Origin of the sequence: Streptomyces sediminimaris, assembly GCF_047049295.1 — a bacterium.
Taxonomy (GTDB): domain Bacteria; phylum Actinomycetota; class Actinomycetes; order Streptomycetales; family Streptomycetaceae; genus Streptomyces; species Streptomyces sediminimaris.
In genome coordinates this window covers 2330504-2352404 of the sequence record NZ_JBJWOT010000001.1, presented here as the reverse complement: position 1 = coordinate 2352404, position 21901 = coordinate 2330504, and the positions used below count along the sequence as shown (strand labels likewise).

At 72.4% G+C, this 21901-nt stretch carries 17 protein-coding genes; 13 read left to right on the top strand and 4 right to left on the bottom strand.

Going from position 1 to position 21901, the window contains the following annotated elements; translation table 11 throughout:
* The first annotated feature begins 161 nt into the window (after window positions 1-161).
* From ACJ9NR_RS11085 to ACJ9NR_RS11075, 3 genes are all read left to right on the top strand, one after another.
* Window positions 162-728: an SAV_6107 family HEPN domain-containing protein gene (locus ACJ9NR_RS11085; protein ID WP_412487357.1), complete on the top strand. Its 567-nt coding sequence runs from the start codon at window positions 162-164 to the stop codon at window positions 726-728.
* 121 nt (window positions 729-849) lie between these two features.
* Entirely contained in the window at window positions 850-1620 is a 771-nt protein-coding gene (locus tag ACJ9NR_RS11080; protein WP_412487356.1) for a methyltransferase, read from the top strand.
* A gap of 278 nt (window positions 1621-1898) precedes the next feature.
* Window positions 1899-2291 carry an SCO2097 family morphological protein gene (locus ACJ9NR_RS11075; RefSeq protein ID WP_099928183.1) on the top strand — a complete coding sequence of 131 codons (393 nt, stop codon included), beginning with the start codon at window positions 1899-1901 and terminating at the stop codon, window positions 2289-2291.
* 707 nt (window positions 2292-2998) lie between these two features.
* On the opposite strand, the gene ACJ9NR_RS11070 is transcribed toward ACJ9NR_RS11075, so the two are convergent.
* From ACJ9NR_RS11070 to ACJ9NR_RS11055, 4 genes are all read right to left on the bottom strand, one after another.
* Entirely contained in the window at window positions 2999-5515 is a 2517-nt protein-coding gene (locus ACJ9NR_RS11070) for a transglutaminase TgpA family protein (RefSeq protein ID WP_412487355.1), read from the bottom strand.
* Window positions 5512-6885: a DUF58 domain-containing protein gene (locus ACJ9NR_RS11065; RefSeq protein WP_412487354.1), complete on the bottom strand. Its 1374-nt coding sequence runs from the start codon at window positions 6883-6885 to the stop codon at window positions 5512-5514. The genes ACJ9NR_RS11070 and ACJ9NR_RS11065 overlap by 4 nt, the downstream gene beginning before the upstream one ends.
* On the bottom strand, window positions 6885-7925 hold the full coding sequence (locus ACJ9NR_RS11060; protein ID WP_412487353.1) for an AAA family ATPase: 1041 nt from the start codon (window positions 7923-7925) through the stop codon (window positions 6885-6887). The genes ACJ9NR_RS11065 and ACJ9NR_RS11060 overlap by 1 nt, the downstream gene beginning before the upstream one ends.
* Before the next feature lie 239 nt (window positions 7926-8164).
* Window positions 8165-8710 (bottom strand): beta-class carbonic anhydrase, encoded by a 546-nt coding sequence (locus ACJ9NR_RS11055; protein ID WP_412487352.1) that lies wholly within the window; start codon window positions 8708-8710, stop codon window positions 8165-8167.
* A gap of 490 nt (window positions 8711-9200) precedes the next feature.
* Here ACJ9NR_RS11055 and rsmH point away from each other — a divergent pair, with 490 nt between their 5' ends.
* From rsmH to ftsQ, 10 genes are all read left to right on the top strand, one after another.
* Window positions 9201-10157, top strand: coding sequence for a 16S rRNA (cytosine(1402)-N(4))-methyltransferase RsmH (gene rsmH / locus ACJ9NR_RS11050; RefSeq protein WP_412487351.1), 957 nt, complete (start codon window positions 9201-9203; stop codon window positions 10155-10157).
* Between the two features lie 122 nt (window positions 10158-10279).
* Window positions 10280-10900, top strand: a complete 621-nt coding sequence (gene ftsL / locus ACJ9NR_RS11045; RefSeq protein ID WP_412487350.1) for a cell division protein FtsL — start codon at window positions 10280-10282, stop codon at window positions 10898-10900.
* A gap of 179 nt (window positions 10901-11079) precedes the next feature.
* Window positions 11080-12867: a peptidoglycan D,D-transpeptidase FtsI family protein gene (locus ACJ9NR_RS11040; RefSeq protein WP_412487349.1), complete on the top strand. Its 1788-nt coding sequence runs from the start codon at window positions 11080-11082 to the stop codon at window positions 12865-12867.
* Between the two features lie 215 nt (window positions 12868-13082).
* On the top strand, window positions 13083-14603 hold the full coding sequence (locus tag ACJ9NR_RS11035; protein ID WP_412487348.1) for a UDP-N-acetylmuramoyl-L-alanyl-D-glutamate--2,6-diaminopimelate ligase: 1521 nt from the start codon (window positions 13083-13085) through the stop codon (window positions 14601-14603).
* A 4-nt stretch (window positions 14604-14607) separates the two neighbouring features.
* The gene (locus tag ACJ9NR_RS11030; protein WP_412487347.1) at window positions 14608-16038 is read left to right on the top strand and encodes a UDP-N-acetylmuramoyl-tripeptide--D-alanyl-D-alanine ligase; all 1431 of its coding nucleotides are present in this window, start codon (window positions 14608-14610) and stop codon (window positions 16036-16038) included.
* On the top strand, window positions 16038-17108 hold the full coding sequence (gene mraY, locus ACJ9NR_RS11025) for a phospho-N-acetylmuramoyl-pentapeptide-transferase (protein WP_412488800.1): 1071 nt from the start codon (window positions 16038-16040) through the stop codon (window positions 17106-17108). The genes ACJ9NR_RS11030 and mraY overlap by 1 nt, the downstream gene beginning before the upstream one ends.
* The gene (gene murD, locus ACJ9NR_RS11020; protein ID WP_412487346.1) at window positions 17090-18541 is read left to right on the top strand and encodes a UDP-N-acetylmuramoyl-L-alanine--D-glutamate ligase; all 1452 of its coding nucleotides are present in this window, start codon (window positions 17090-17092) and stop codon (window positions 18539-18541) included. Before mraY ends, murD begins: the two co-directional genes overlap by 19 nt.
* A 20-nt stretch (window positions 18542-18561) precedes the next feature.
* On the top strand, window positions 18562-19896 hold the full coding sequence (ftsW, locus tag ACJ9NR_RS11015; protein ID WP_412487345.1) for a putative lipid II flippase FtsW: 1335 nt from the start codon (window positions 18562-18564) through the stop codon (window positions 19894-19896).
* Between the two features lie 33 nt (window positions 19897-19929).
* Window positions 19930-21027 (top strand): undecaprenyldiphospho-muramoylpentapeptide beta-N-acetylglucosaminyltransferase, encoded by a 1098-nt coding sequence (gene murG, locus ACJ9NR_RS11010; protein ID WP_412487344.1) that lies wholly within the window; start codon window positions 19930-19932, stop codon window positions 21025-21027.
* A gap of 35 nt (window positions 21028-21062) precedes the next feature.
* Window positions 21063-21857, top strand: a complete 795-nt coding sequence (gene ftsQ, locus ACJ9NR_RS11005) for a cell division protein FtsQ (protein WP_412487343.1) — start codon at window positions 21063-21065, stop codon at window positions 21855-21857.
* Window positions 21858-21901: the final 44 nt, after the last annotated feature.

Sequence of the window (21901 nt, the reverse complement as noted above, 5' to 3'; positions counted from 1 at the left end):
CCCCTGTATTTGAACTGACTGGTCAGTGCAAAAACTATCCCGAACCTTCGATCGAAGCAAAGCCCCAGGTCAGAACGGATTGTCAGTGGCGTATCGCACGATGGACACATACGGCAGCCCTTCTCGGGCAAGGCCGTCACGCAGACGACAGGAGGTTCGTCATGGCCAGCTATCACGCAGCAGCCGCCCGCCGGCGCCGTGCCACCGGCCCTGCCCCCTCACTGACCGGCCCGGCGAGCGACGTCCACCCCGTGCTGCGCCGGACCACGGCCCCGCCCGCCGCCCTCGACCTGCTCGCCCAGGCCCGCGCCGGGCTGGACGAGGCAGCCGTCCTCGAGACGCCCAACGAGCGCTACGCCACGGCCCACCTCGCAGCCCTGCGCACGGCCGCCGCCGTGCTCGCGGCACGGGGGCGGCCGGAGCCGTCGTCCCGACGGCGTGCCCGCATCCGGAGCGCCTGGGAGGTGCTCCCCGAGATCGCGCCCGAACTGACCGAGTGGAGCGTGCTGTTCGCCTCCGGGGCCCGGCGCCGGGCCCGCGCCGAGGCGGGCATCCAGGGCGCGGCCAGCCGCCGCGACGCCGACGACCTGATACGGGACGTGGCGATGTTCCTGCGCCTCGTCGAGCGGATGCTGGTCCTGCAGCCCGTCCTCCCGCAGCCGCGCCAGGACGCCGACCATCCGCACGCCGAAGTGGAGAGCGACCGTGGCTTACCGGACACCGGCTGACCGCGTCCGCGGTACGAGACGCCCGGCGGGGCGCGTCACCGCGGTGACCAGGCGGGCCACCGGAGGCAATAGGGTGGAGGGCGCCTGAACCCTTCCCTCCCGCGCCGAGGAGTCAACTGCCGTGTCGGACCCCATGCGCCCCCGTGCGTCTCTGCGTACAGCCGTGGTCTGGGAGGTCCTCCAGGACGCCCTCGAACGCCGGGTCAAGGCCACGGGGCGGGAATCGCTTGACGTTCTCGACACCGGAGGCGGCAGCGGCAAGTTCGCGGTGCCCGTCGCCCGCCTCGGCCACCGGGTCACCGTCGTCGACCCCAGCCCCAACGCGCTGTTCGCCCTGGAGCGCCGCGCCGCCGAGGCCGGTGTCGCCGACCGGGTGAAGGGCGTCCAGGGCGACGTCCACGGCCTCTTCGACGTGGTCGAGCGCGCTGGCTACGACGCGGTGCTGTGCCACGGCGTCCTGGAGTACGTCGACGACCCGGCCGACGGCGTGCGCAACGCCGTGGCCGCGCTGCGGCCCGGTGGCGTGCTCAGCCTGCTCGCGGCGGGCCTCGGCGGCGCCGTGCTCGCCCGCGCCCTGGCCGGCCACTTCAAGGAGGCCCGCCAGGCCCTCGAGAACCCGGACGGCCGCTGGGGCGAGGGCGACCCCGTGCCGCGGCGCTTCACCGCCGGGCAACTGTCGGCGCTCGTCGAGGGCGCGGGCCTCAGGGTCGGCGCCGTGCACGGCGTACGGGTCTTCGCCGACCTCGTCCCGGGCGTTCTGGTGGACACCGAGCCCGGTGCCCTGGAGGCGCTGCTGAAGCTGGAGGAGGCGGCGGCCGAGTCCCCCGCCTTCCGCTCCGTCGCGACCCAGCTCCATGTGCTCGGCGAGACGGCAGGGACCGCCGGGGCCTGAGTCGTCTCCTGCGGTGCGCCGCTGATCAGGGACTTGGCCGCACATGGAGTACGCCACAGGCCCCCCGATAGGGCGCTCAGCGCCGTATGATCGAGGAAGACCGCCCGGCATGACGGGTCGGCCGTTGGGGAATGCAGGACTCAGCGAGCCGGGGCCGCGCATGGCGGGTACCGGTTGGTCAATTGGCGCAGAGGGGCGGGTTTCACGGGGGCGATTCCCTGCCTATCCTGAAGGGACCCCCCGGGTCGCCCCGGCGACTGCACGATGAGGAGGACTCCGTGCCGCTCTCGGAGCACGAGCAGCGCATGCTCGAGCAGATGGAGCGAGCGCTGTACGCCGAAGATCCCAAGTTCGCGTCGGCGCTCGAGGGAAGCGGGCTGCGTACGTACACCCGACGGCGGGTCTACCAGGCGGTCGCGGGCTTCCTCGTGGGTATCGCGCTCCTCATGGCTGGAATGGTCGCCAAGCAGGTGTGGCTGAGCGTGGTGGGCTTCCTGGTCATGCTGGGGTGCGCGGTGCTCGCCGTGACCGGCTGGCGCAAGGCCCCCAAGCCGGGTGAACAGCCCGCCGCCGGCGCCCCGCACGCGCGCCGCCAGGGACGGCAGAAGCGCTCGATGATGGACCGTATCGAGCAGCGCTGGCAGCGCCGCCGCGACGAACAGGGTCACTGACACCTCGTCCACGTGAGTGAGGGGGTGACCACCCACCGGGTGGTCACCCCCTCACTCACGCGCCCGTGGGGCGGCCGGGCCGGCAGGCCGCGAGCGAACCGACCGTGACCGGCAGCCCGTGATCCGGCCCAGCCCCGCAGGCTGCCCGCCGAGCCGCGCCCGCGGGGCGTGAGCCGGGCCGGGCCTGCAGTCCGGGCTTGGCCGCAGCTCGTGAGCCGGGCTTGGCCTGTGGCCCGTGGGCCGGGCTTGGCCGGCGGGCCGGGGGTCGGTCTTGGTCCGCAGCCCGTGAGCCGGGCGTGACCGGCAGGGCGCGGGCCGGCCCTGGCCCGAAGTCCGCAAGCCGGGCCGCGCCCGCGACGCGTGAGCCAGGCCTGACTGGCAGGGCGTGAGTCGGCCCTGATCCGAAGTCCGCAAGCCGGGCCTGACCGGCAGGGCGTGAACCGCTCCTGCCTCGAAGTCCGCAAGCCGGGCCGCGCCCGCGGGGCGCAAGCCGGGCCGCGCCCGCGAGGAGTGAGCCGGGCCGCGCCCGCGGGGCGCAAGCCGGGCCGCGCCTGCAGGGCGTGAGCCGGCCCTGTCTCGCAGGTTGCCCGCCGGGCTTGGCCCGTAGTCCGCAAGCCGGGTCGGGTCCGTGGCATGCGGACACGAACCGGTCCGTGGTCCGTGAGCCGAGTCGGCTCGCGCGTGGCGAGGCCGGCCCCCGGCTCGCGTCAGCCGCCGCTCTGCTGCCCGGACGGACGTCGTACCAGTGCCGCCAGCGCCGATCCCCGCCCGGCCCAGCGGGCCTTGGCCGCCGTCCAGCGTTCCGTCGCCTCCCACACCGCCCGCACGGCCGAACGCGGGGCCAGGACCGCGCGCACCCGGGTGGTCCGGCCGGCCCCGGACCGCAGCGCCGCCCGCATCCTGCGGACGTCGTCCGCCAGTCCGGGCTCGGCGTGCGGCTCCGGCGCGAAGAGCACCTGTTCCACTGCGCTCGCCACCCGGTGCACGGAGTGCGCCGTTGCCGCGTCGAGCTGCCCGAGGCGCACGATGCGCGCGGCCGCCCTGCGCGGGGTCAGCGCGTCGTCCGGCACGATGCCGTAGTCCCAGGCGGTGTCGGTGAGCTCGCGCCAGACGGCCAGGACGTGGTGCGCGGCCACCTCGGCGGCGTACCCCGCCGCGGCCTCGACCGGCAGAGCCGTCGGATCCACGTCGTCCGTGGACCCGGCGTCCGGATCGCGGGCTCCGCGGCCCCGCCGGGCCGACGCCGGCCCGGACGCGGAGTGCTGGGCCGAGGCCAGCCGCGCCGAGCGCCGTCGCAGGCGCCACAGCATGGGCAGCAGCGGAAGGGCGATCACGAGGAGCGCGAGCAGGGCCCACGCGGCGATCCGGTACCAGGGCACACCCGCGTCCTGCGGCTTGGCCGTGTCCACCGGCAGTGCGCCCGCGCAGGCCTGGAGCTTCCTGTCCACGGCCGAGCAGCTCGTGCTCGCCGACGGCGCGGACGAGGCCGCCGCACCCGCCGACTGCGTGGGCCGCGCCACGTCGGGAAGGCTGCTGCCCGGCGTGTCCGTCTGCGTGTAGGAAGGGGCCACGCCCCGGTTCGGAGTCGGCTCGAAGCGGGTCCAGCCCACTCCCTCGAAGTACAGCTCGGGCCAGGCGTGGGCGTCCTTGAGGCCCACCGACACCGAGCCGTCCGCCTGCGGCGTACCCGGTGCGAAGCCCACCGCCACCCGGGCCGGGATGCCCAGACTGCGGGCCATCGTCGCCATCGCGAAGGAGAAGTGGACGCAGAAGCCCTCCTTGTCCTTCAGGAACTTGGCGATCGCCTTCGGGCCGCTTCCCACCTGCACCTGGGTGCTGTACTGGAAGCCGCCGTCGACCGCGAAGTAGTCCTGGAGCTTGACCGCCTGCTCGTAGTGGGTGGTCGCCCCCTCGGTCACCGCGCGGGCGGTCCTGGCCACCACCGCGGGCACCGAGTCCGGCACCTTGGTGTAGTTGCGCAGGATGGCGGCGGGCGGCGCAGGCGCGTTCGCCAGCTGCTCCGCCGTCGGCTCCACGTCCAGGCTCTTGACCAGGTAGGTCTTGCCGCGCGTGGTCTCGCCGTGGTCGCCGACCAGGGTCATGCCGACCGGTTCGTAGCGCCACTTGCCCGGCACGTCCACGCCGCTCGGCGGATACGGCATCGGCAGCCAGTCCTGGGCGTACCAGTCGGCGGCCGAGATACGGGTCTCGATCTCCGCCCGCTTGACGTCCGCACCGAGGCCGGACGGGGTCGGGAACCTGTCCGGCACGCCGGTGACGTGCCGCTTGGACGGCCGCCAGGTGCTGCCGTCGAAGTCGTCCAGGGAGACGATCCGCAGGTACAGGTTCGAGATGTCGCTGCTGTTCGTCTTCAGGGACATGACCTGGCGGTCCTGGTCCACGTTCAGGCTGTCGCGCAGCGAGACCAGCGGGTTGACCGCGGAGATCGTGCCGCCGCCTCCGGTGCCGTTGCCCACGCCCGTCCCGGCGGCGTCCAGCAGACCGCCGTTCATCGCGGGCAGGGCCAGCGGCACCACGAGGGCGACACCGAGCGCGACCATCCCGATGCGCCGCCCGGTGCGCACGGGCGCCACCGCGCCCGGCTCCCCGCCGGGCGCGCGCGCCGCCCCGGCGAAGACCCGGCCCCACTGCGCGAGCCGCTCACGGCCCTCGGCCAGCAGCAGCATCAGATAGCCGCCCGCCGCGACCAGGAACCACAGCCAGTCGGCGCCGCCGCCGGACAGTCCCGCGGCGACGGAGTACAGCGCGAGCAGCGGCAGTCCGGCCGGGGCCGCGCTGCGGAAGGTCACCGCGAGCGTGTCCACCGCGAGGCCGATCAGCATCACCCCGCCGAGCAGCATCAGCCGGATGCCGTCGGACTCCAGGGGCGCGGGGATCGAGTACCGCGCGATGTCGTCGCCCCCCTGCCGGAGCAGCTCGGCGAAGTGGCGGAACGCCTCGGGCCCCGGCACCACCCCGGCCAGGGCCTGCTGCCGGGCGAAGACCAGGGTCAGCAGCAGCAGCGTCACCAGGGCCTGCGCCGCGACCGTCAGCGGCCGCGCCAGCGGCACCCGGCGGGTCGCCGCGCCGACGCCCGTCTGCACCGCCAGCAGGACGGCCGCCTGCAGGATCCAGGTGGCGGGGGAGACCAGGGGCAGCAGGGCGCAGGACGCCATCAGCGTGGCCGCCCAGGCGCACAGCGCCAGTCGTGCCCGCCCGCTCATGAGCCCGCCCCCTCACCGCTCGTCCCCGTCGTCGCGGCCAGGCCCGTGCGCTCACGGTCCGCCTGCCGCCACAGCTCGCCCAGCGAGGCGCCCCGCGGCACGCTCAGGGCCGTCCAGCCCGCCTCGCGCAGCATCCGCAGCCGCTCCTGGTGCCGGTCCGACGCCCCGGGCACATCGGTGGGTTCCCGCAGCCAGGCACCGCTGTCCAGGACGAAGGCGACCGCGCCCCCGCTGCGCTGGCGCATCTTGGCGGCCACCGCGGCCTGCTCCTCGTCCAGGCCGCCGAAGAAGGCCACCAGAAGCCCTTCGTTCCCGCCGCGCAGCACGTCGTACGCCCGGGACAGGCCGGTGCCGTCCGAGTGGTCGACCACCGCGAGGGTGTCCATCATCAGCCCGGCCGAGTCGGCCGTCTCCTGGCTCGCGCCCGCGAACCCGTCGGAGCCCTCGCCGGGCACCGAGTTGCCGGTGTCCGTCAGCAGCCGTACGGAGAAACCCCGCTCGAGCATGTGCACCAGCACCGACGCGGCGCCCGAGACGGCCCACTCGAAGGCCGAGTCGGGTCCGGCGCCCTCGAAGGCGATGCCCCGGGTGTCCAGCAGGACCGTGCAGCGGGCGCGCTGGGGCTGTTCCTCGCGGCGCACCATCAGCTCGCCGTAGCGGGCGGTGGAGCGCCAGTGGACGCGGCGCAGATCGTCGCCGTGGCGGTAGCCGCGCGGGATCACGTCGTCCTCGCCGGCCAGGGCGAGCGAGCGCTGCCGCCCGTCGCCGTACCCCTTCGCCTCGCCGGCCAGCCGCACCGGAGGCAGCGCCTCCACGCGCGGGATCACCGTCAGGGTGTCGTACGTGGAGAAGGACCGGGTCAGCTCGCACATCCCGAACGGGTCGGTCAGGCGCAGCTGCAGCGGGCCGAGCGGATAGCGGCCGCGCAGGTCGGAGCGGACCCGGTAGGACACCTCGCGGCGGCCGCCCGGCTCCACCCGGTCCAGCACGAACCGGGGGCGCGGGCCGAGCACGTACGGCACCCGGTCCTGGAGCATCAGCAGGCCCGTGGGCAGCCGCGAGACGTTGTCCATCCGCAGATGGACCCGGGCCTCGCTGCCGGCGGGCACGCGCCCGGGGGAGAGGCGGCGGCTGCCCGCCACCCGGTAGCGCGTGCGGTACAGGAACACCGCGCAGACCAGGGGCAGCGCGGCCAGCAGCAGGCCGACCCGCAGCAGATCGCTCTGCCCCAGGACGTAGGCGCAGACGGCGGCCGCGATGCCGGCCGCCAGGAAGGAGCGCCCGCAGGTGGTCAGACCGGCCAGGGCGGTGCGAAGACCGCCCTTCTCGCCCCGGCCGGTGTCCGCCTGCCCCGTCCCCCCGCCGGCCATCACAGCCTCCGCGGCGGTTGCTGGGGATACGCCGGGGCGCCGCGGCTCAGGCCGCCGAAGCCGCTCTGCTGCTGGGGCGCGGCCGGTACCGGCGTGCGCTGCAGGATCTCCTGCACCACCTGCTCGGAGGTGCGGCGGTTGAGCTGGGCCTGCGCGGTGGGCAGCAGACGGTGGGCCAGGACGGCGACGGCGAGTGCCTGGACGTCGTCCGGCAGCGCGTACTCCCGGCCGTTCAGGGCCGCGGCCGCCTTCGCCGCGCGCAGCAGGTGCAGCGTCGCGCGCGGTGAGGCGCCGAGTCTGAGGTCGGGGTGGGTGCGGGTGGCGGCCACCAGGTCCACCGCGTACCGGCGGACCGTTTCCGCGACGTGGACGCCGCGGACCGCCTCGACCAGCTTCACGATGTCGTGCGCGTGCGCCACCGGCTGGAGGTCCTGCAGGGGGGACACACCGCCGTGCACGTCGAGCATCTGCAGCTCGGCCTCCACGCTGGGATAGCCCACGGAGACCCGGGCCATGAAGCGGTCGCGCTGGGCCTCGGGCAGCGGGTAGGTGCCCTCCATCTCGACCGGGTTCTGGGTGGCCACCACCATGAAGGGGCTCGGCAGTTCGTAGGTCTGCCCGTCGATGGTGACCTGGCGCTCCTCCATCGACTCCAGCAGCGCCGACTGGGTCTTGGGGGAGGCGCGGTTGATCTCGTCGCCGATCACGATCTGCGCGAAGATCGCGCCCGGTTTGAACTCGAAGTCCCGGCGCTGCTGGTCCCAGATCGACACGCCGGTGATGTCCGAGGGCAGCAGATCCGGGGTGAACTGGATGCGCCGGACCGAACAGTCGATGGACCGGGCCAGCGCCTTGGCGAGCATGGTCTTGCCCACGCCGGGGACATCCTCGATCAGAAGATGTCCCTCGGCGAGCAGTACGGTCAGCGAAAGCCGTACGACCTCGGGCTTGCCCTCGATCACTCCTTCCACCGAACTGCGGACCCGCTCCACAGTGGCAGTCAGATCAGTGAGGCTCGCTCGATCGTCATAGGTCGTCACCCGGCCCTCCTCGGCCCGTTTCTTTCACCGGGCCGTCGCTTGGCGATGCGGACCGGCCCACCCCGGAACACGGACACCACGCGTGGGTAGTTCCGCGTGACGTCACTCCCGCATTCTTGCTGCCGTTACCGATTCGTGTCACTCGACTGTGGACAACTGGCTGCGATATGTCGGGTTTTACGGCGCTTGGGCTCCAGCATGCGCGGGTTTTGCGGAAAACGCGAAGGGCCGGGTGGCGGTCAGGCGGGATCGATCTCGCGCAGCAGGCCCGTCCTCACGTCGAAGACGAAGCCCCGTACGTCGTCGGTGTGCTGCAGGAACGGCGAGGTGCGCACGCGCTGCATGGACTGCCGTACGTCCTGGTCGACGTCGGCGAAGGCCTCCGCCGCCCAGGCGGGGCGCTGGCCGACCTCCTCCTCCAGCTCGGTGCGGAAGTCCTCGGTGATCGACTCCATGCCGCAGTTGGTGTGGTGGATGAGCACCACGCTGCGGGTGCCGAGCTTGCGCTGGCTGATGGTGAGCGAGCGGATCACGTCGTCGGTGACCACACCGCCGGCGTTGCGGATGGTGTGGCAGTCGCCGAGCTGCAGGCCGAGCGCCTTGTGCAGGTCGATACGGGCGTCCATGCAGGCCACGACCGCGACGTGCAGGACGGGGCGGGCGTCCATGCCGGGGTCGGTGAAATCGGCGGCGTACCGTTCGTTCGCCTCGACGAGGCGGTCGGTGACGGAGCCGCCGCGTATGGCGCCTTCGGACTCGGTGGGAACGGATGCGGAAGTCGTCATACCTGTGACGTTACTGGTCATACGCGATCCGGTCGCGGTGTGGGGGCGGGAAAAGGGTGTCATCACACTCCTGTTGTGAGGTACGCCACACGTGTGGAGTCGGGTCCGTGCGGATGGTTTTCCCCGCCCGCGCCGCATCGCACTCATCCGGCCGCGCGACGCGCAGGCCGGTTGATTGACCGCGCAAGACCGTGGACTAAAGTGACGCGGAGCGGGAGGCGAGGCCCTCCCCGCTGGACTGACATTCCCGGAGGCCGGACGCGCGGACGGCCTCCCCGCGTGCGCGGCGCGTACGTACGGCTCGGCCTCCTCCCGCCCCCGGCCGGCCGACGCTTCCGGCGCCGGCACGGCCCCCCTTTCCCCGGGGACCCCCGGCCTGCCGGGGAAGGGCGGGGAACCCGGTGGTGCGTACGGCCGCGCCGGATCTGAGAGGGCCCACGATCACATGGGGCGCGAAGCGCAGTCGTACGAGGGCGGTGGTGGGCGACCGGTGGGTCGGAGCCGGCACGTGCCGGTGATGCTCCAGCGGTGCCTGGACCTGCTGGCCCCCGCCCTCCAGCGGCCCGGAGCGGTGGTCGTCGACTGCACGCTGGGCCTCGGCGGGCACAGCGAGGCCCTGCTGGAGCGGTTCCCCGGGGCCCGGCTCGTCGCCCTCGACCGCGACAAGGAGGCACTGCGCCTGTCGGGTGAGCGGCTGGCCCCGTTCGGCGAGCGCGCCACCCTGGTGCACGCCGTCTACGACGAGCTCCCCGGCGTCCTGGAGCGGCTCGGCATCGCGCGCGTGCAGGGCGTCCTGTTCGACCTGGGCGTCTCCTCCATGCAGCTCGACGAGGCTGGCCGCGGCTTCGCCTACGCCCAGGACGCACCGCTCGACATGCGCATGGACCAGACGGCCGGCATGAGTGCCGGCGAGGTCCTGAACACCTATCCGGCGGGCGAACTCGTCCGGATCCTGCGGGCGTACGGCGAGGAGAAGCAGGCCAGGCGCATCGTCTCCGCGATCGTGCGCGAGCGCGGGAAGGAGCCGTTCAGCAACAGCGCGCGGCTCGTCGAGGTCATCCGGGACGCGCTGCCGCAGGCCGCCAAGCGCACCGGCGGCAACCCGGCCAAGCGCACCTTCCAGGCCCTGCGCATCGAGGTCAACGGCGAACTCGCCGTCCTGGAGCGGGCGATCCCGGCCGCGGTGAAGGCGCTGGACGTGGGCGGGCGGATCGCCGTGCTGTCGTACCACTCGCTCGAGGACCGTCTGGTCAAGCAGGTGTTCGCGGCCGGTGCCGCCAACACCGCCCCGCCCGGGCTGCCGGTCGTGCCCGAGCGCTACCAGCCCCGGCTCAAGCTGCTCACCCGCGGTGCCGAACTTCCCACCGAGGAAGAGGTCGCCGAGAACCGGCGGGCGGCACCGGCCCGGCTGCGCGGGGCCCAGCGCATCAGGGAGGACGCCGAGTGAGCAGGCTCGTCGAACGGGCGAAAGAACGGCCCGGCGAACAGGCCGGCCGGCGGGCCGGCGCACACGTCGGGCAACAAATCGGGGAGTGAGCGAGTTGGGAAACCGGACTCACTGGAGGCGGTGTGAGTAGGAAACCCGAACTGAGGGGGCGGGCCGCTCGTCTCGCGCGGCTCTTCCCGGGACCCGCCAACCGGGGAAGGGCGGCCCGCACCCCCTTCGTCCTCCTCGTCGTGCTGCTCCTCGGCGGCGGCCTGATCGGACTGCTGCTGCTGAACTCCGCGGTCAGCGAAGGCTCGTTCAAACTCGACGACCTGCAGAAGGACACCAAGAGCCTCACCGACGAGCAGCAGGCGCTCCAGCGCGACATCGACTCCTACTCCGCGCCGGAGGCCCTCCAGCGCCGTGCCCGCGAGCTCGGCATGGTCCCCGGCGGCGACCCCGCCTTCCTCGGCCCGGACGGCACCGTGAAGGGCGTGCCCTCGGCGGCCGCCGAGCAGTCCGCCGCCGACCGGCCGCTGGTCCTGCTCCCGCCCGAGGCCCTCGCCTCCGAGTCCGCGGCCCCCGGCGCGTCCCCGGCGCCCACGGACCCGTCCCTCGGGGCGGCCACCCCGGCCGCGCTCCCGGACCGGGCGACCACCCCCGCCGCGCTTCCCGACCGGGCGACCACCCCGGCGGCCCTCCCCGAACAGCCGACCACTCCGGCCGCCCTCCCCACTCCGACGACCCCGACCCCCGGCAGGTGACGGAAGTGCCAGACGCTTCTGGAGACAGGCAATCGCCGCGCCGCCGCGTGCCCGGCCCCGCGCGTCCCGCCTCCGGCCGGCGCCCGGGCCCGGGCGCCCGCCCGGCCCGCCGCCCGGCGCCGGCCCGGCCAGCGCCCCCCAGAATCCTCCGGCTGGGCAGCCCACGCCCCCGGCTGCGCATGGTCGGCCTGGCCCTCGCCCTGGTCCTGATCGCCTTCGTCGTACGGCTGCTGCAGGTGCAGGCCGTCGACGCGAGCGCGTACGCCGCCAAGGCCGAGCAGAACCGCTACGTGGGCCATGTCCTGGCAGCCGAGCGCGGCGGCATCACCGACCGCAACGGCGTGGCCCTGGCGACCAGCGTGGACGCCTACGACATCACGGCCGACCCCACGATGTTCAACCGTGAGCAGCTGAAGATCGACGACGGCCCCGAGCAGGCGGCCGCGCTCCTCGCGCCGATCCTCGGCGTCGACCAGGAGTCGATCGTCAGGAAGCTGCGCCCCGCCAACAAGGACCTGCGCTACGTCCTGCTCGCCCGCCGCCAGACCCCGCAGGTCTGGACCCAGATCAAGGACCTGAGGTCGGCCCTCGCCGCCAAGGGGGAGACGGACAGGTCCACGGTCGACGTGCTCGCCGGCGTCTTCGCCGACCCCAGCAGCAAGCGGGTCTACCCCAACGGCGACCTCGCCGCCGGGATACTGGGCTGGGTCAACCTCGACGGCAAGGGCGGCGGAGGCGTCGAACGGCAGTACAACCGCGAGCTGGCCGGCAAGGACGGCAAGATCCGCTACGCCCAGTCCGGCGGTCGCCAGGTCCCCACCGCGGGTTCCACCGAGACCCCCGCCGTGCCCGGCAGCGACGTCGAGCTCACCATCGACCGCGACATCCAGTGGGCCGCGCAGGACGCGATCAGCCGGCAGGTCGCCAAGTCCAGGGCGGACCGCGGCTACGTGGTGGTGCAGGACACCCGGACCGGCCAGATCCTGGCCATGGCCAACTCGCCCGGCTTCGACCCCAACGACCTGTCCAGGGCGAGTTCGAGCGCGCTGCACAACTGGGCCGTCGAGGACGCCTTCGAGCCCGGCTCCACCGCCAAGATCATGTCGATGGCGGCCGTGCTCCAGGAGAACGTCGCGACCCCGCTGACGCACGTCGTCGTGCCGAACCGGCTGCACCGCGGCGACCGGCTCTTCAAGGACGACATCGACCACGGGACCTGGAACCTGACGCTCAACGGCGTGCTCGCCAAGTCCAGCAACATCGGCACCATCCTGGCCACCGGTCAGCTGGGCAAGACCCAGGCGCAGGCCAACCGGGTCCTCTACTCGTACCTGCGCAAGTTCGGCCTCGGCAGCTACAGCGGCCTCGGCTTCCCCGGTGAGACGAAGGGCATCCTCGCCCCGCCCGGCAAGTGGTCGACCTCGCAGCAGTACACGATTCCTTTCGGCCAGGGCGTGTCCCTCAACGCGCTGCAGGCGGCCTCCGTCTACTCGACCATCGCCAACGGCGGCGTACGCGTCGAACCCACGCTCGTACGCGGCACGAAGGGACCCGACGGGCGCTTCACACCGACCGGGAAGCCCAAGAAGACAAGGGTCGTGAGCGCCAAGACGGCGAAGACCCTCGCCCACATGCTGGAGTCGGTCGTCGACGACCAGGAGGGCACGGGCACCAAGGCGCGCATCCCCGGCTACCGGGTCGCGGGCAAGACGGGTACCGCGAACCGAGTGGATCCGGCCACCGGCAAGTACCGCGGCTACACCTCGTCGTTCGCCGGATTCGCGCCCGCGGACAAGCCCCGCGTCACCGTCTACTGCGCCATCCAGAACGCCACGAGCGGCAGCTATTTCGGCGGCCAGATCTGCGGGCCCATCTTCAAGCAGGTCATGGAGTTCGCCCTGAAGACCCTCCAGGTCCCGCCCACCGGGGCCAAGCCCGCGAACCTTCCCGTCAGCTTCAAGCCCTGACCAGCGCACTCAGCCAGGAACGCCCCGTGACCATGATCACTCCCGATCCCGGGAACCAGAGCCCGCCGCTGTCCCCGCCCGCCCGTCTGCCGCCACCGCCCCCACCGGGCCGCGCTGCGCGCGGGTCCCTGTTTAGCCCGCAGGCAGGTGCGCCCGGTACGCTCACCGCCGTGCCACACGCTGATCAGTCCCAAACCACCCAGAAGGGCGTATCCGTGACATACCCCGGGCCGCCCAGGCCGGTTCAGGTCTCCGCCACACCCCTCGCGGAACTTGCCGATCAGCTGGGTGCCGCACGGCCGGAAAGCGCCGCCGACGTCACGGGCATCACCCACGACTCGCGCGCCGTCCGCCCCGGAGACCTCTACGCCGCCCTGCCCGGCGCCCGCCTGCACGGCGCGGACTTCGTCACCCAGGCCGCCGGCCTCGGCGCGGCCGCGGTGCTGACCGACCCGACCGGCGCCGAACGCGCCGCGGCCACCGGTCTGCCGGTCCTGGTCGTCGACGACCCCCGGGCGCAGATGGGCGAACTGGCCGCCACGATCTACGGCCACCCGGGCCGCGACCTGCTCCAGATCGGCATCACCGGCACCTCCGGCAAGACCACCACCGCCTACCTCGTCGAGGGGGGGCTGAAGACCAAGAGCAACACCGGACTGATCGGCACGGTCGAGATGCGCATCGGTGACGAGCGCATCAAGTCCGAGCGCACCACCCCCGAGGCCACCGACCTGCAGGCCCTGTTCGCGGTCATGCGCGAGCGCGGCGTCGAGGCCGTCGCCATGGAGGTCTCCAGCCACGCCCTGGTCCTCGGCCGGGTCGACGCCTGCGTCTTCGACATCGGCGTCTTCACCAACCTGAGCCCGGAACACATGGAGTTCCACTCCGGCATGGAGGACTACTTCCAGGCCAAGGCGCAGCTGTTCACGCCGGCCCGCAGCAGGCTCGGCGTCGTCAACGTCGACGACGAGTACGGCCGCCGGCTGGCCAAGGAGGCGACCGTGCCGGTCGTCACCTACTCCGCCGAGGGCCACCCCGACGCCGACTGGCGCGCCGAGGACGTCGAGGTCGGCCGGCTGGACTCGACGTTCACCGCGATCGGCCCCGACGGCGAGCGGATCGACGCCAAGTCGCCGCTGCCCGGCCCCTTCAACGTGGCCAACACCCTCGCCGCGATCGTCGCCCTCGCCGTCGCGGGCCTCGACCCGCAGGCCGCCGCCGACGGCATCGCCGCCGTGCCGGGCGTGCCGGGGCGCCTGGAGCGGGTGGACGCCGGGCAGCCGTATCTCGCGGTCGTCGACTACGCCCACAAGACCGACGCCGTCGAGTCGGTCCTGCGCGCCCTGCGCAAGGTCACCGAGGGCAGCCTGCACGTCGTGCTCGGCTGCGGCGGCGACCGCGACAGGACCAAGCGGGCGCCGATGGGCGCGGCGGCGGCGCGGCTGGCCGACACCGCCGTACTGACCTCCGACAATCCCCGCTCCGAGGACCCCCTCGCGATCCTTGCAACCATGCTGGAGGGTGCGGCGTCCGTACCAGCACACGAACGCGGCGAGGTCCAGGTCTTCGAGGACCGGGCCGCCGCGATCGCCGCCGCCGTCGCCCGCGCGCAGCCCGGGGACACCGTGCTGGTCGCGGGCAAGGGCCACGAGCAGGGCCAGGACATCGCCGGGGTGGTCCGTCCCTTCGACGACCGCCAGGTGCTTCGAGAAGCCATCCAGAAGACCCAGGGATGAACTTGTGATCGCCCTCTCTCTCGCCGAGATCGCAGAAGTCGTCGGCGGGCAGACGTACGACATACCGGATCCGTCCGTCGAGGTCACCGCGCCGGTCGTCCGGGACTCCCGCGAGGTGGAGCCCGGAAGCCTGTTCGTCGCCTTCGCCGGCGAGCGCGTGGACGGCCACGACTTCGCACGGCAGGTCGTCGAGGCGGGCGCGGTCGCCGTACTGGCGTCGCGTCCCGTCGGCGTCCCCGCGATCGTCGTCGACGACGTCCAGCGGGCCCTCGGCGCCCTCGCGCGTCACGTCGTACGCCGGCTCGGCGCGACCCTCGTGGCCCTCACCGGCTCCGCGGGCAAGACCAGCACCAAGGACCTGATCGCCCAGGTACTCGGGCGCAAGGCGCCGACGGTGTTCACGCCGGGCTCCCTCAACAACGAGATCGGGCTGCCGCTGACGGCCCTGTCCGCCACCGAGGAGACGAAGTTCCTCGTGCTGGAGATGGGCGCCCGCGGCATCGGCCACATCCGCTACCTCGCCGAGCTGACGCCCCCGAGGATCGGCCTCGTCCTCAACGTCGGCAGCGCCCACATCGGCGAGTTCGGCGGCCGCGAGCAGATCGCGCAGGCCAAGGGCGAACTGGTGGAGAGCCTGCCGTCGGCTCAGGACGGCGGCACCGCGGTCCTCAACGCGGACGACCCTCTCGTACGGGCCATGGCCTCGCGTACGAAGGCGAAGGTCGTCCTCTTCGGAGAGGCCGACGAAGCGGACGTACGCGCCGAGAACGTGCGACTCACGGACACCGGACAGCCCGCCTTCAGGCTCCACACACCCTCCGGTGCAAGCGATGTGACCATGCGCCTGTACGGTGAGCACCACGTGTCGAACGCGCTCGCCGCGGCCGCCGTCGCCCATGAGCTGGGCATGTCCGCGGAAGAGATCGCCACCGCGCTCTCCGAGGCGGACTCCCTCTCCCGCTGGCGTATGGAGGTCACCGAGCGACCGGACGGCGTGACCATCGTCAACGACGCCTACAACGCGAACCCCGAGTCCATGCGAGCGGCCCTGCGCGCGCTCGTGGCGATGGGCAGGGCCTCACGGGCACGGGGGGGTCGGACCTGGGCGGTGCTCGGCAAGATGGCCGAGCTCGGGGACGAGGCGCTCGCCGAGCACGACGCGGTCGGACGGCTCGCCGTCCGGCTCAATGTCGGCAAGCTCGTCGCGGTCGGGGGCAGGGAAGCGTCCTGGCTGCAACTGGGCGCATATAACGAGGGTTCGTGGGGTGAGGAGTCGGTGCACGTGTCCGACGCACAGGCGGCGATCGACCTGTTGCGCAGCGAGTTGCGCCCGGGGGACGTCGTCCTCGTGAAGGCGTCCCGTTCGGTCGGTCTCGAAGGCGTCGCCCAGGCGCTCCTCGCGACCGGTGCCGAGGGTGAGGTCGCCGCCCGATGATGAAGCAGATCCTGTTCTCGGGAGTCATCGGCCTCTTCCTGACGCTGGTCGGCACCCCGCTGCTGATCAAGCTCCTCGCCCGCAAGGGCTACGGCCAGTACATCCGGGACGACGGCCCGCGCGAGCACGCCAGCAAGCGCGGTACGCCGACCATGGGCGGCATCGCCTTCATCCTCGCGACGGTCGCCGCCTACTTCCTGTCCAAGCTGATCACCGGCTACGCCCCGACCTACTCGGGTCTGCTGGTGCTCGGCCTGATGGTCGGCATGGGCCTGGTCGGCTTCCTCGACGACTACATCAAGATCGTCAAGCGGCGCTCACTGGGCCTGCGCGCCAAGGCCAAGATGGCCGGCCAGCTGATCGTCGGCATCTCCTTCGCGGTGCTCGCCCTGCAGTTCCAGGACGCCCGCGGCAACAGTCCGGCCTCCACCAAGCTGTCGTTCATCACGGACTTCGGCTGGAAGATCGGCCCGATCCTGTTCGTGGTCTGGGCGCTGTTCATGATCCTCGCGATGTCGAACGGCGTGAACCTGACCGACGGTCTGGACGGCCTGGCCACCGGCGCCTCGGTGCTCGTCTTCGGCGCCTACACCTTCATCGGCGTCTGGCAGTTCCAGGAGTCCTGCGCCAACGCCACGACGCTGACCAACCCCAACGCCTGCTACGAGGTGCGCGACCCCCTCGACCTCGCGGTCATCGCCTCGGCGCTGATGGGCGCCTGCCTCGGCTTCCTGTGGTGGAACACCTCGCCGGCCAAGATCTTCATGGGCGACACCGGTTCGCTCGCGCTCGGCGGTGTCCTCACGGGCCTGGCCATCTGCTCCCGCACGGAGCTGCTGGTGGCCATCATGGGCGGCCTGTTCGTCCTCATCACCATGTCGGTCGTCATCCAGGTCGGCTCCTTCCGCCTCACCGGGCGGCGCGTCTTCCGCATGGCGCCGCTGCAGCACCACTTCGAACTCAAAGGCTGGTCCGAGGTCCTGGTGGTGGTCCGCTTCTGGATCATCCAGGGCATCTGTGTGATCGTCGGACTGGGCCTCTTCTACGCGGGATGGGCAGCGGACAAGTGACCGACTCGGTGTCCGGAGGATCTTCGGAGTTCCAGGGCAAGCACGTCACCGTCGCCGGGCTCGGCGTCTCAGGTGTCCCGGCGGCCAAGGCGCTGCACGCACGCGGGGCGATCGTCACGGTCGTCAACGACGGCGACGACGCACGCGCGCGTGAACAGGCCGCCGGACTCGAGGCGCTGGGCATCAGGGTGCGGCTCGGTGACGGCGCCACCCTGCCCGAGGGCACCGAACTCGTCGTCACCGCACCCGGCTGGAAGCCGGACAAGCCCCTGTTCGCCGCGGCCCGCGAGGCCGGCCTGGAGATCTGGGGCGACGTCGAACTCGCCTGGCGCCTGCGCGGACCCGACGCGGCGCCGTGGCTGGCCGTCACCGGCACCAACGGCAAGACCACCACCGTCCAGATGCTGGCCTCCATCCTCGAGGCCGCCGGACTGCGCACCGCCGCCGTCGGCAACATCGGCGTCTCCCTGCTCGACGCGGTGCTCGGCGAGGAGCACTACGACGTGCTGGCCGTGGAGCTGTCGAGCTACCAGCTGCACTGGGCGCCCTCGCTGCGTGCCCACTCCGCCGCCGTGCTGAACCTGGCGCCGGACCACCTCGACTGGCACGGCTCCATGGAGGCCTACGCCGCCGACAAGGGCCGTGTCTACGAGGGCAATCGCGTCGCCTGCGTCTACAACGCCGATGCCACCGGCAAGCCGTCCACCGAGGACCTGGTGCGCGAGGCGGACGTGGCGGAGGGCTGCCGTGCCGTCGGCTTCACCCTCGGCACGCCGGGCCCGTCCCAACTCGGCGTCGTGGACGGCATCCTGGTCGACCGCGCCTTCGTGGAGAACCGGCACAGCAGCGCCCAGGAGCTCGCCGAGGTCTCCGACGTCCGCCCGCCCGCGCCGCACAACATCGCCAACGCCCTCGCGGCGGCCGCCCTCGCGCGCGCCTTCGGGGTGCCCGCCACGGCCGTACGCGACGGGCTCAGGAACTTCACGCCGGACGCGCACCGCATCGCGCACGTCGCCGACCTGGACGGGGTGGCGTACGTCGACGACTCGAAGGCGACCAACACCCACGCCGCCGAGGCCTCGTTGGCGGCGTACGAGTCCATCGTGTGGATCGCCGGCGGGCTCGCCAAGGGCGCCACCTTCGACGAACTGGCCGCCGCGTCGGCGAAGCGGCTGCGCGGTGCCGTGCTCATCGGCAGGGACCGCGCCCTGATCCGGGAAGCCCTGGCGCGACACGCGCCGGAAGTCCCCGTCGTCGACCTCGACCGGACCGACACTGGGGCCATGCTCGCGGCCGTCCAGGAGGCGAAGCGGCTCGCGGAGCCGGGTGACACGGTGCTGCTGGCCCCGGCCTGCGCCTCCATGGACATGTTCGCCAACTACAACAAGCGCGGTGACGCGTTCGCGGAGGCGGTTCGCGAACTCGGCTCCTGACCGACGCAGCGGAGGCGCTGATGCCCAGTAGCCGTACCGGACGGCCGCCCGTGCAGCGGGCCGCCAGACGTCCCGCAGCTGTCCGGGCGCCGCGCGAGCATCCCGCCCTGCGGCTCTACACCAACGCCCGCAGGGCCTGGGACCGGCCGCTGACCGCGTACTACCTGATCCTCGGCGGCAGCGTGCTGATCACCGTGCTCGGCCTGGTGATGGTCTACTCGGCCTCCCAGATCACCGCGCTGCAGATGTCCCTGCCGGGCTCGTACTTCTTCCGCAAGCAGCTCCTCGCCGCCGTCATCGGCGGCGTCCTGCTGCTGATCGCCGCGCTGATGCCGGTGAAGCTGCACCGGGCGCTCGCCTACCCGATCCTCGCGGGCGCCGTCTTCCTGATGGCGCTGGTGCAGGTGCCGGGGATAGGGATGTCGGTCAACGGCAACCAGAACTGGATCGCGCTCGGCGGCTCCTTCCAGATCCAGCCGAGCGAGTTCGGCAAGCTCGCGCTGGTGCTGTGGGGCGCGGACCTGATGGCCCGCAAGCAGGACAAGAGGCTGCTGAACCAGTGGAAGCACATGCTGGTGCCGCTCGTGCCGGTCGCCTTCATGCTGCTGGGCCTGATCATGCTCGGCGGCGACATGGGCACGGCGATCATCCTGACGGCGATCCTGTTCGGCCTGCTGTGGCTGGCCGGAGCGCCCACGCGGCTGTTCGCCGGGGTGCTGTCGATCGCCGGCCTGCTCGGTGTGATCCTCATCAAGACCAGCCCGAACCGCATGGCCCGTCTGGCCTGCATCGGCGCCACGTCCCCGAAGTCGGGACCCGCCGACTGCTGGCAGGCCGTGCACGGGATCTACGCGCTCGCCTCGGGCGGAATCTTCGGATCCGGGCTCGGTGCGAGTGTGGAGAAATGGGGCCAACTACCCGAAGCGCACACGGACTTCATCTTCGCCGTCACCGGTGAGGAACTGGGTCTGGCGGGGACGCTGTCGGTGCTCGCCCTCTTCGCGGCTCTAGGCTATGCGGGTATCCGCGTGGCCGGACGCACGGAGGACCCCTTCGTCAGGTATGCCGCGGGAGGCGTGACCACCTGGATCACCGCTCAGGCGGTGATCAACATCGGTGCGGTGCTCGGCCTGCTGCCGATCGCCGGCGTCCCCCTCCCGCTGTTCTCCTACGGAGGATCCGCCCTGCTGCCGACCATGTTCGCCATCGGGCTGCTGATCGCGTTCGCGCGTGACGAGCCCGCTGCGCGGGCGGCGCTTTCCGTGCGGCAACCCCGCTTTGGTAGAAAGCGGGCGGGAGGCGCCGTGCGGAACCGGGGGCCTCGGAGATGGAACACGATGCGACGGCGCGCCTAGGCGGCGCGTTCGTCCGGAGAGCGGTGAATTTCGGTGCATGTCGTACTCGCCGGTGGGGGGACCGCCGGCCACATCGAGCCCGCGCTCGCCCTCGCGGACGCCCTGCGCAGGCAGGATCCGACCGTGGGAATCACGGCCCTGGGCACGGAGCGGGGTCTTGAGACCACGCTCGTCCCGCAGCGCGGCTACGAGCTCGCGCTGATCCCGGCGGTACCGCTGCCGCGCAGGCCGACGCCCGAACTGATCACCGTTCCGGGCCGGCTGCGCGGCACGATCAAGGCCACCGAGCAGGTCCTGGAGCGCACCAAGGCGGACTGCGTGGTCGGTTTCGGCGGTTATGTCGCCCTGCCCGGCTACCTCGCCGCCAAGCGACTCGGCGTGCCGATCGTGATCCACGAGGCCAACGCCCGCCCCGGCCTCGCCAACAAGATCGGCTCGCGCTACGCCTCCCGGGTCGCCGTCTCCACTCCGGACAGCAAGCTGCGCGACGCACGCTACATCGGCATTCCGCTGCGCCGCACCATCGCCACCCTGGACCGGGCGGCGGTACGCCCCGAGGCCCGCGCGGCCTTCGGCCTCGACCCCAACCTGCCCACGCTGCTGGTCTCCGGCGGCTCGCAGGGCGCCCGCCGTCTCAACGAGGTGACCCAGCAGGTCGCGCCCTGGCTCCAGCAGGCCGGGATCCAGATCCTGCACGCGGTCGGTCCGAAGAACGAACTGCCGCACGTGCAGCAGATGCCGGGAATGCCCCCGTACATCCCGGTAAGTTACCTGGACCGGATGGACCTCGCGTACGCCGCCGCCGACATGATGCTCTGCCGCGCGGGCGCGATGACCGTCGCCGAACTCTCCGCCGTCGGGCTCCCGGCCGCCTATGTCCCGCTGCCCATCGGCAACGGCGAACAGCGGCTGAACGCCCAGCCGGTGGTCAAGGCCGGCGGCGGACTGCTGGTCGACGACGCGGAACTGACGCCCGACTGGGTACGGGCGACCGTGCTGCCCGTGCTCGCCGACCCGCACCGGCTGTACGAGATGTCCCGCGCGGCCGCCGAGTTCGGCCGCCGGGACGCCGACGACCTGCTCGTCGGCATGGTGTACGAGGCGGTCTCCGCCGGCCGTGCACATCGGTAGCGACCGTATTTCGACGCAGGCGAAGGGCAGGAAGCGTGGCCGGACCGACCACCGCCGAACGCGGTGAACGCCAGCAGGAGTCGTCCGGCCCGCCTCCGGCAAGGAGGTTGAGGCTTCCCCGTCCCCGTACGATCATCATCTTTGCCGTCGCGCTCGTCCTTCTCGGAGCGGGCGCCGTCTGGGTGCTGTACGGCTCGCAGTGGACCCGGGTGCAGCGCGTATCCGTCTCCGGCACCCGGGTCCTGACGCCCGGACAGGTCCGCGAGGCCGCCCAAGTCCCCGTCGGGGCGCCGCTGATTTCCGTCGACACCGACGCGATCGAGACGCGTCTGACCCGGAAACTGCCCCGTATTGACACGGTTGACGTCGTTCGTTCCTGGCCCCATGGAATCGGCCTGAAAGTGGTTGAGCGCACTCCGGTTCTGGTGGTGCAAAAAGGCGGAAACTTCGTCGAAGTGGACGATGAAGGTGTCCGTTTCGCTACGGTTTCCCGGGCCCCGAAAGGCGTTCCGGCACTGGAATTGAGGCCGGCCTCCTCGGGGTCCGCCGCCGCGAGCCTGCGGCGCTTCGGGCAGGACCGCCTGGTGCGTGAGGCGGTGCGCGTCGCCGACGCCGTCCCGGCCGCGGTGGCCCGCGACACCAGGGCCGTCACCGTGCGCTCCTTCGACGACATCTCACTGGAGTTGGGCGACGGCCGGACCGTCGCCTGGGGAAGCGGCGAGGAGGGTTCCGCGAAGGCCCGTACGCTCACCGCTCTCATGAAAGCGGCGCCCGATGCGCGGCACTTCGACGTCTCGGTTCCCACCGCCCCCGCGTCATCGGGGAGTTGACGCACATCCGCGCAGGCCAGCACCCTGGCTGGGCACCGCTATGG

Excerpts from the sequence above, each read along its gene's own strand:
- murD (WP_412487346.1), top strand. The coding sequence starts at position 17,090 with ATGGGCAGCGGACAAGTGACCGACTCGGTGTCCGGAGGATCTTCGGAG.
- ACJ9NR_RS11085 (WP_412487357.1), top strand. The coding sequence starts at position 162 with ATGGCCAGCTATCACGCAGCAGCCGCCCGCCGGCGCCGTGCCACCGGC.
- ACJ9NR_RS11065 (WP_412487354.1), bottom strand. The coding sequence starts at position 6,885 with ATGGCCGGCGGGGGGACGGGGCAGGCGGACACCGGCCGGGGCGAGAAG.
- ACJ9NR_RS11070 (WP_412487355.1), bottom strand. The coding sequence starts at position 5,515 with ATGAGCGGGCGGGCACGACTGGCGCTGTGCGCCTGGGCGGCCACGCTG.
- ACJ9NR_RS11040 (WP_412487349.1), top strand. The coding sequence starts at position 11,080 with ATGGTCGGCCTGGCCCTCGCCCTGGTCCTGATCGCCTTCGTCGTACGG.
- ftsW (WP_412487345.1), top strand. The coding sequence starts at position 18,562 with ATGCCCAGTAGCCGTACCGGACGGCCGCCCGTGCAGCGGGCCGCCAGA.
- ACJ9NR_RS11055 (WP_412487352.1), bottom strand. The coding sequence starts at position 8,710 with ATGACGACTTCCGCATCCGTTCCCACCGAGTCCGAAGGCGCCATACGC.
- mraY (WP_412488800.1), top strand. The coding sequence starts at position 16,038 with ATGAAGCAGATCCTGTTCTCGGGAGTCATCGGCCTCTTCCTGACGCTG.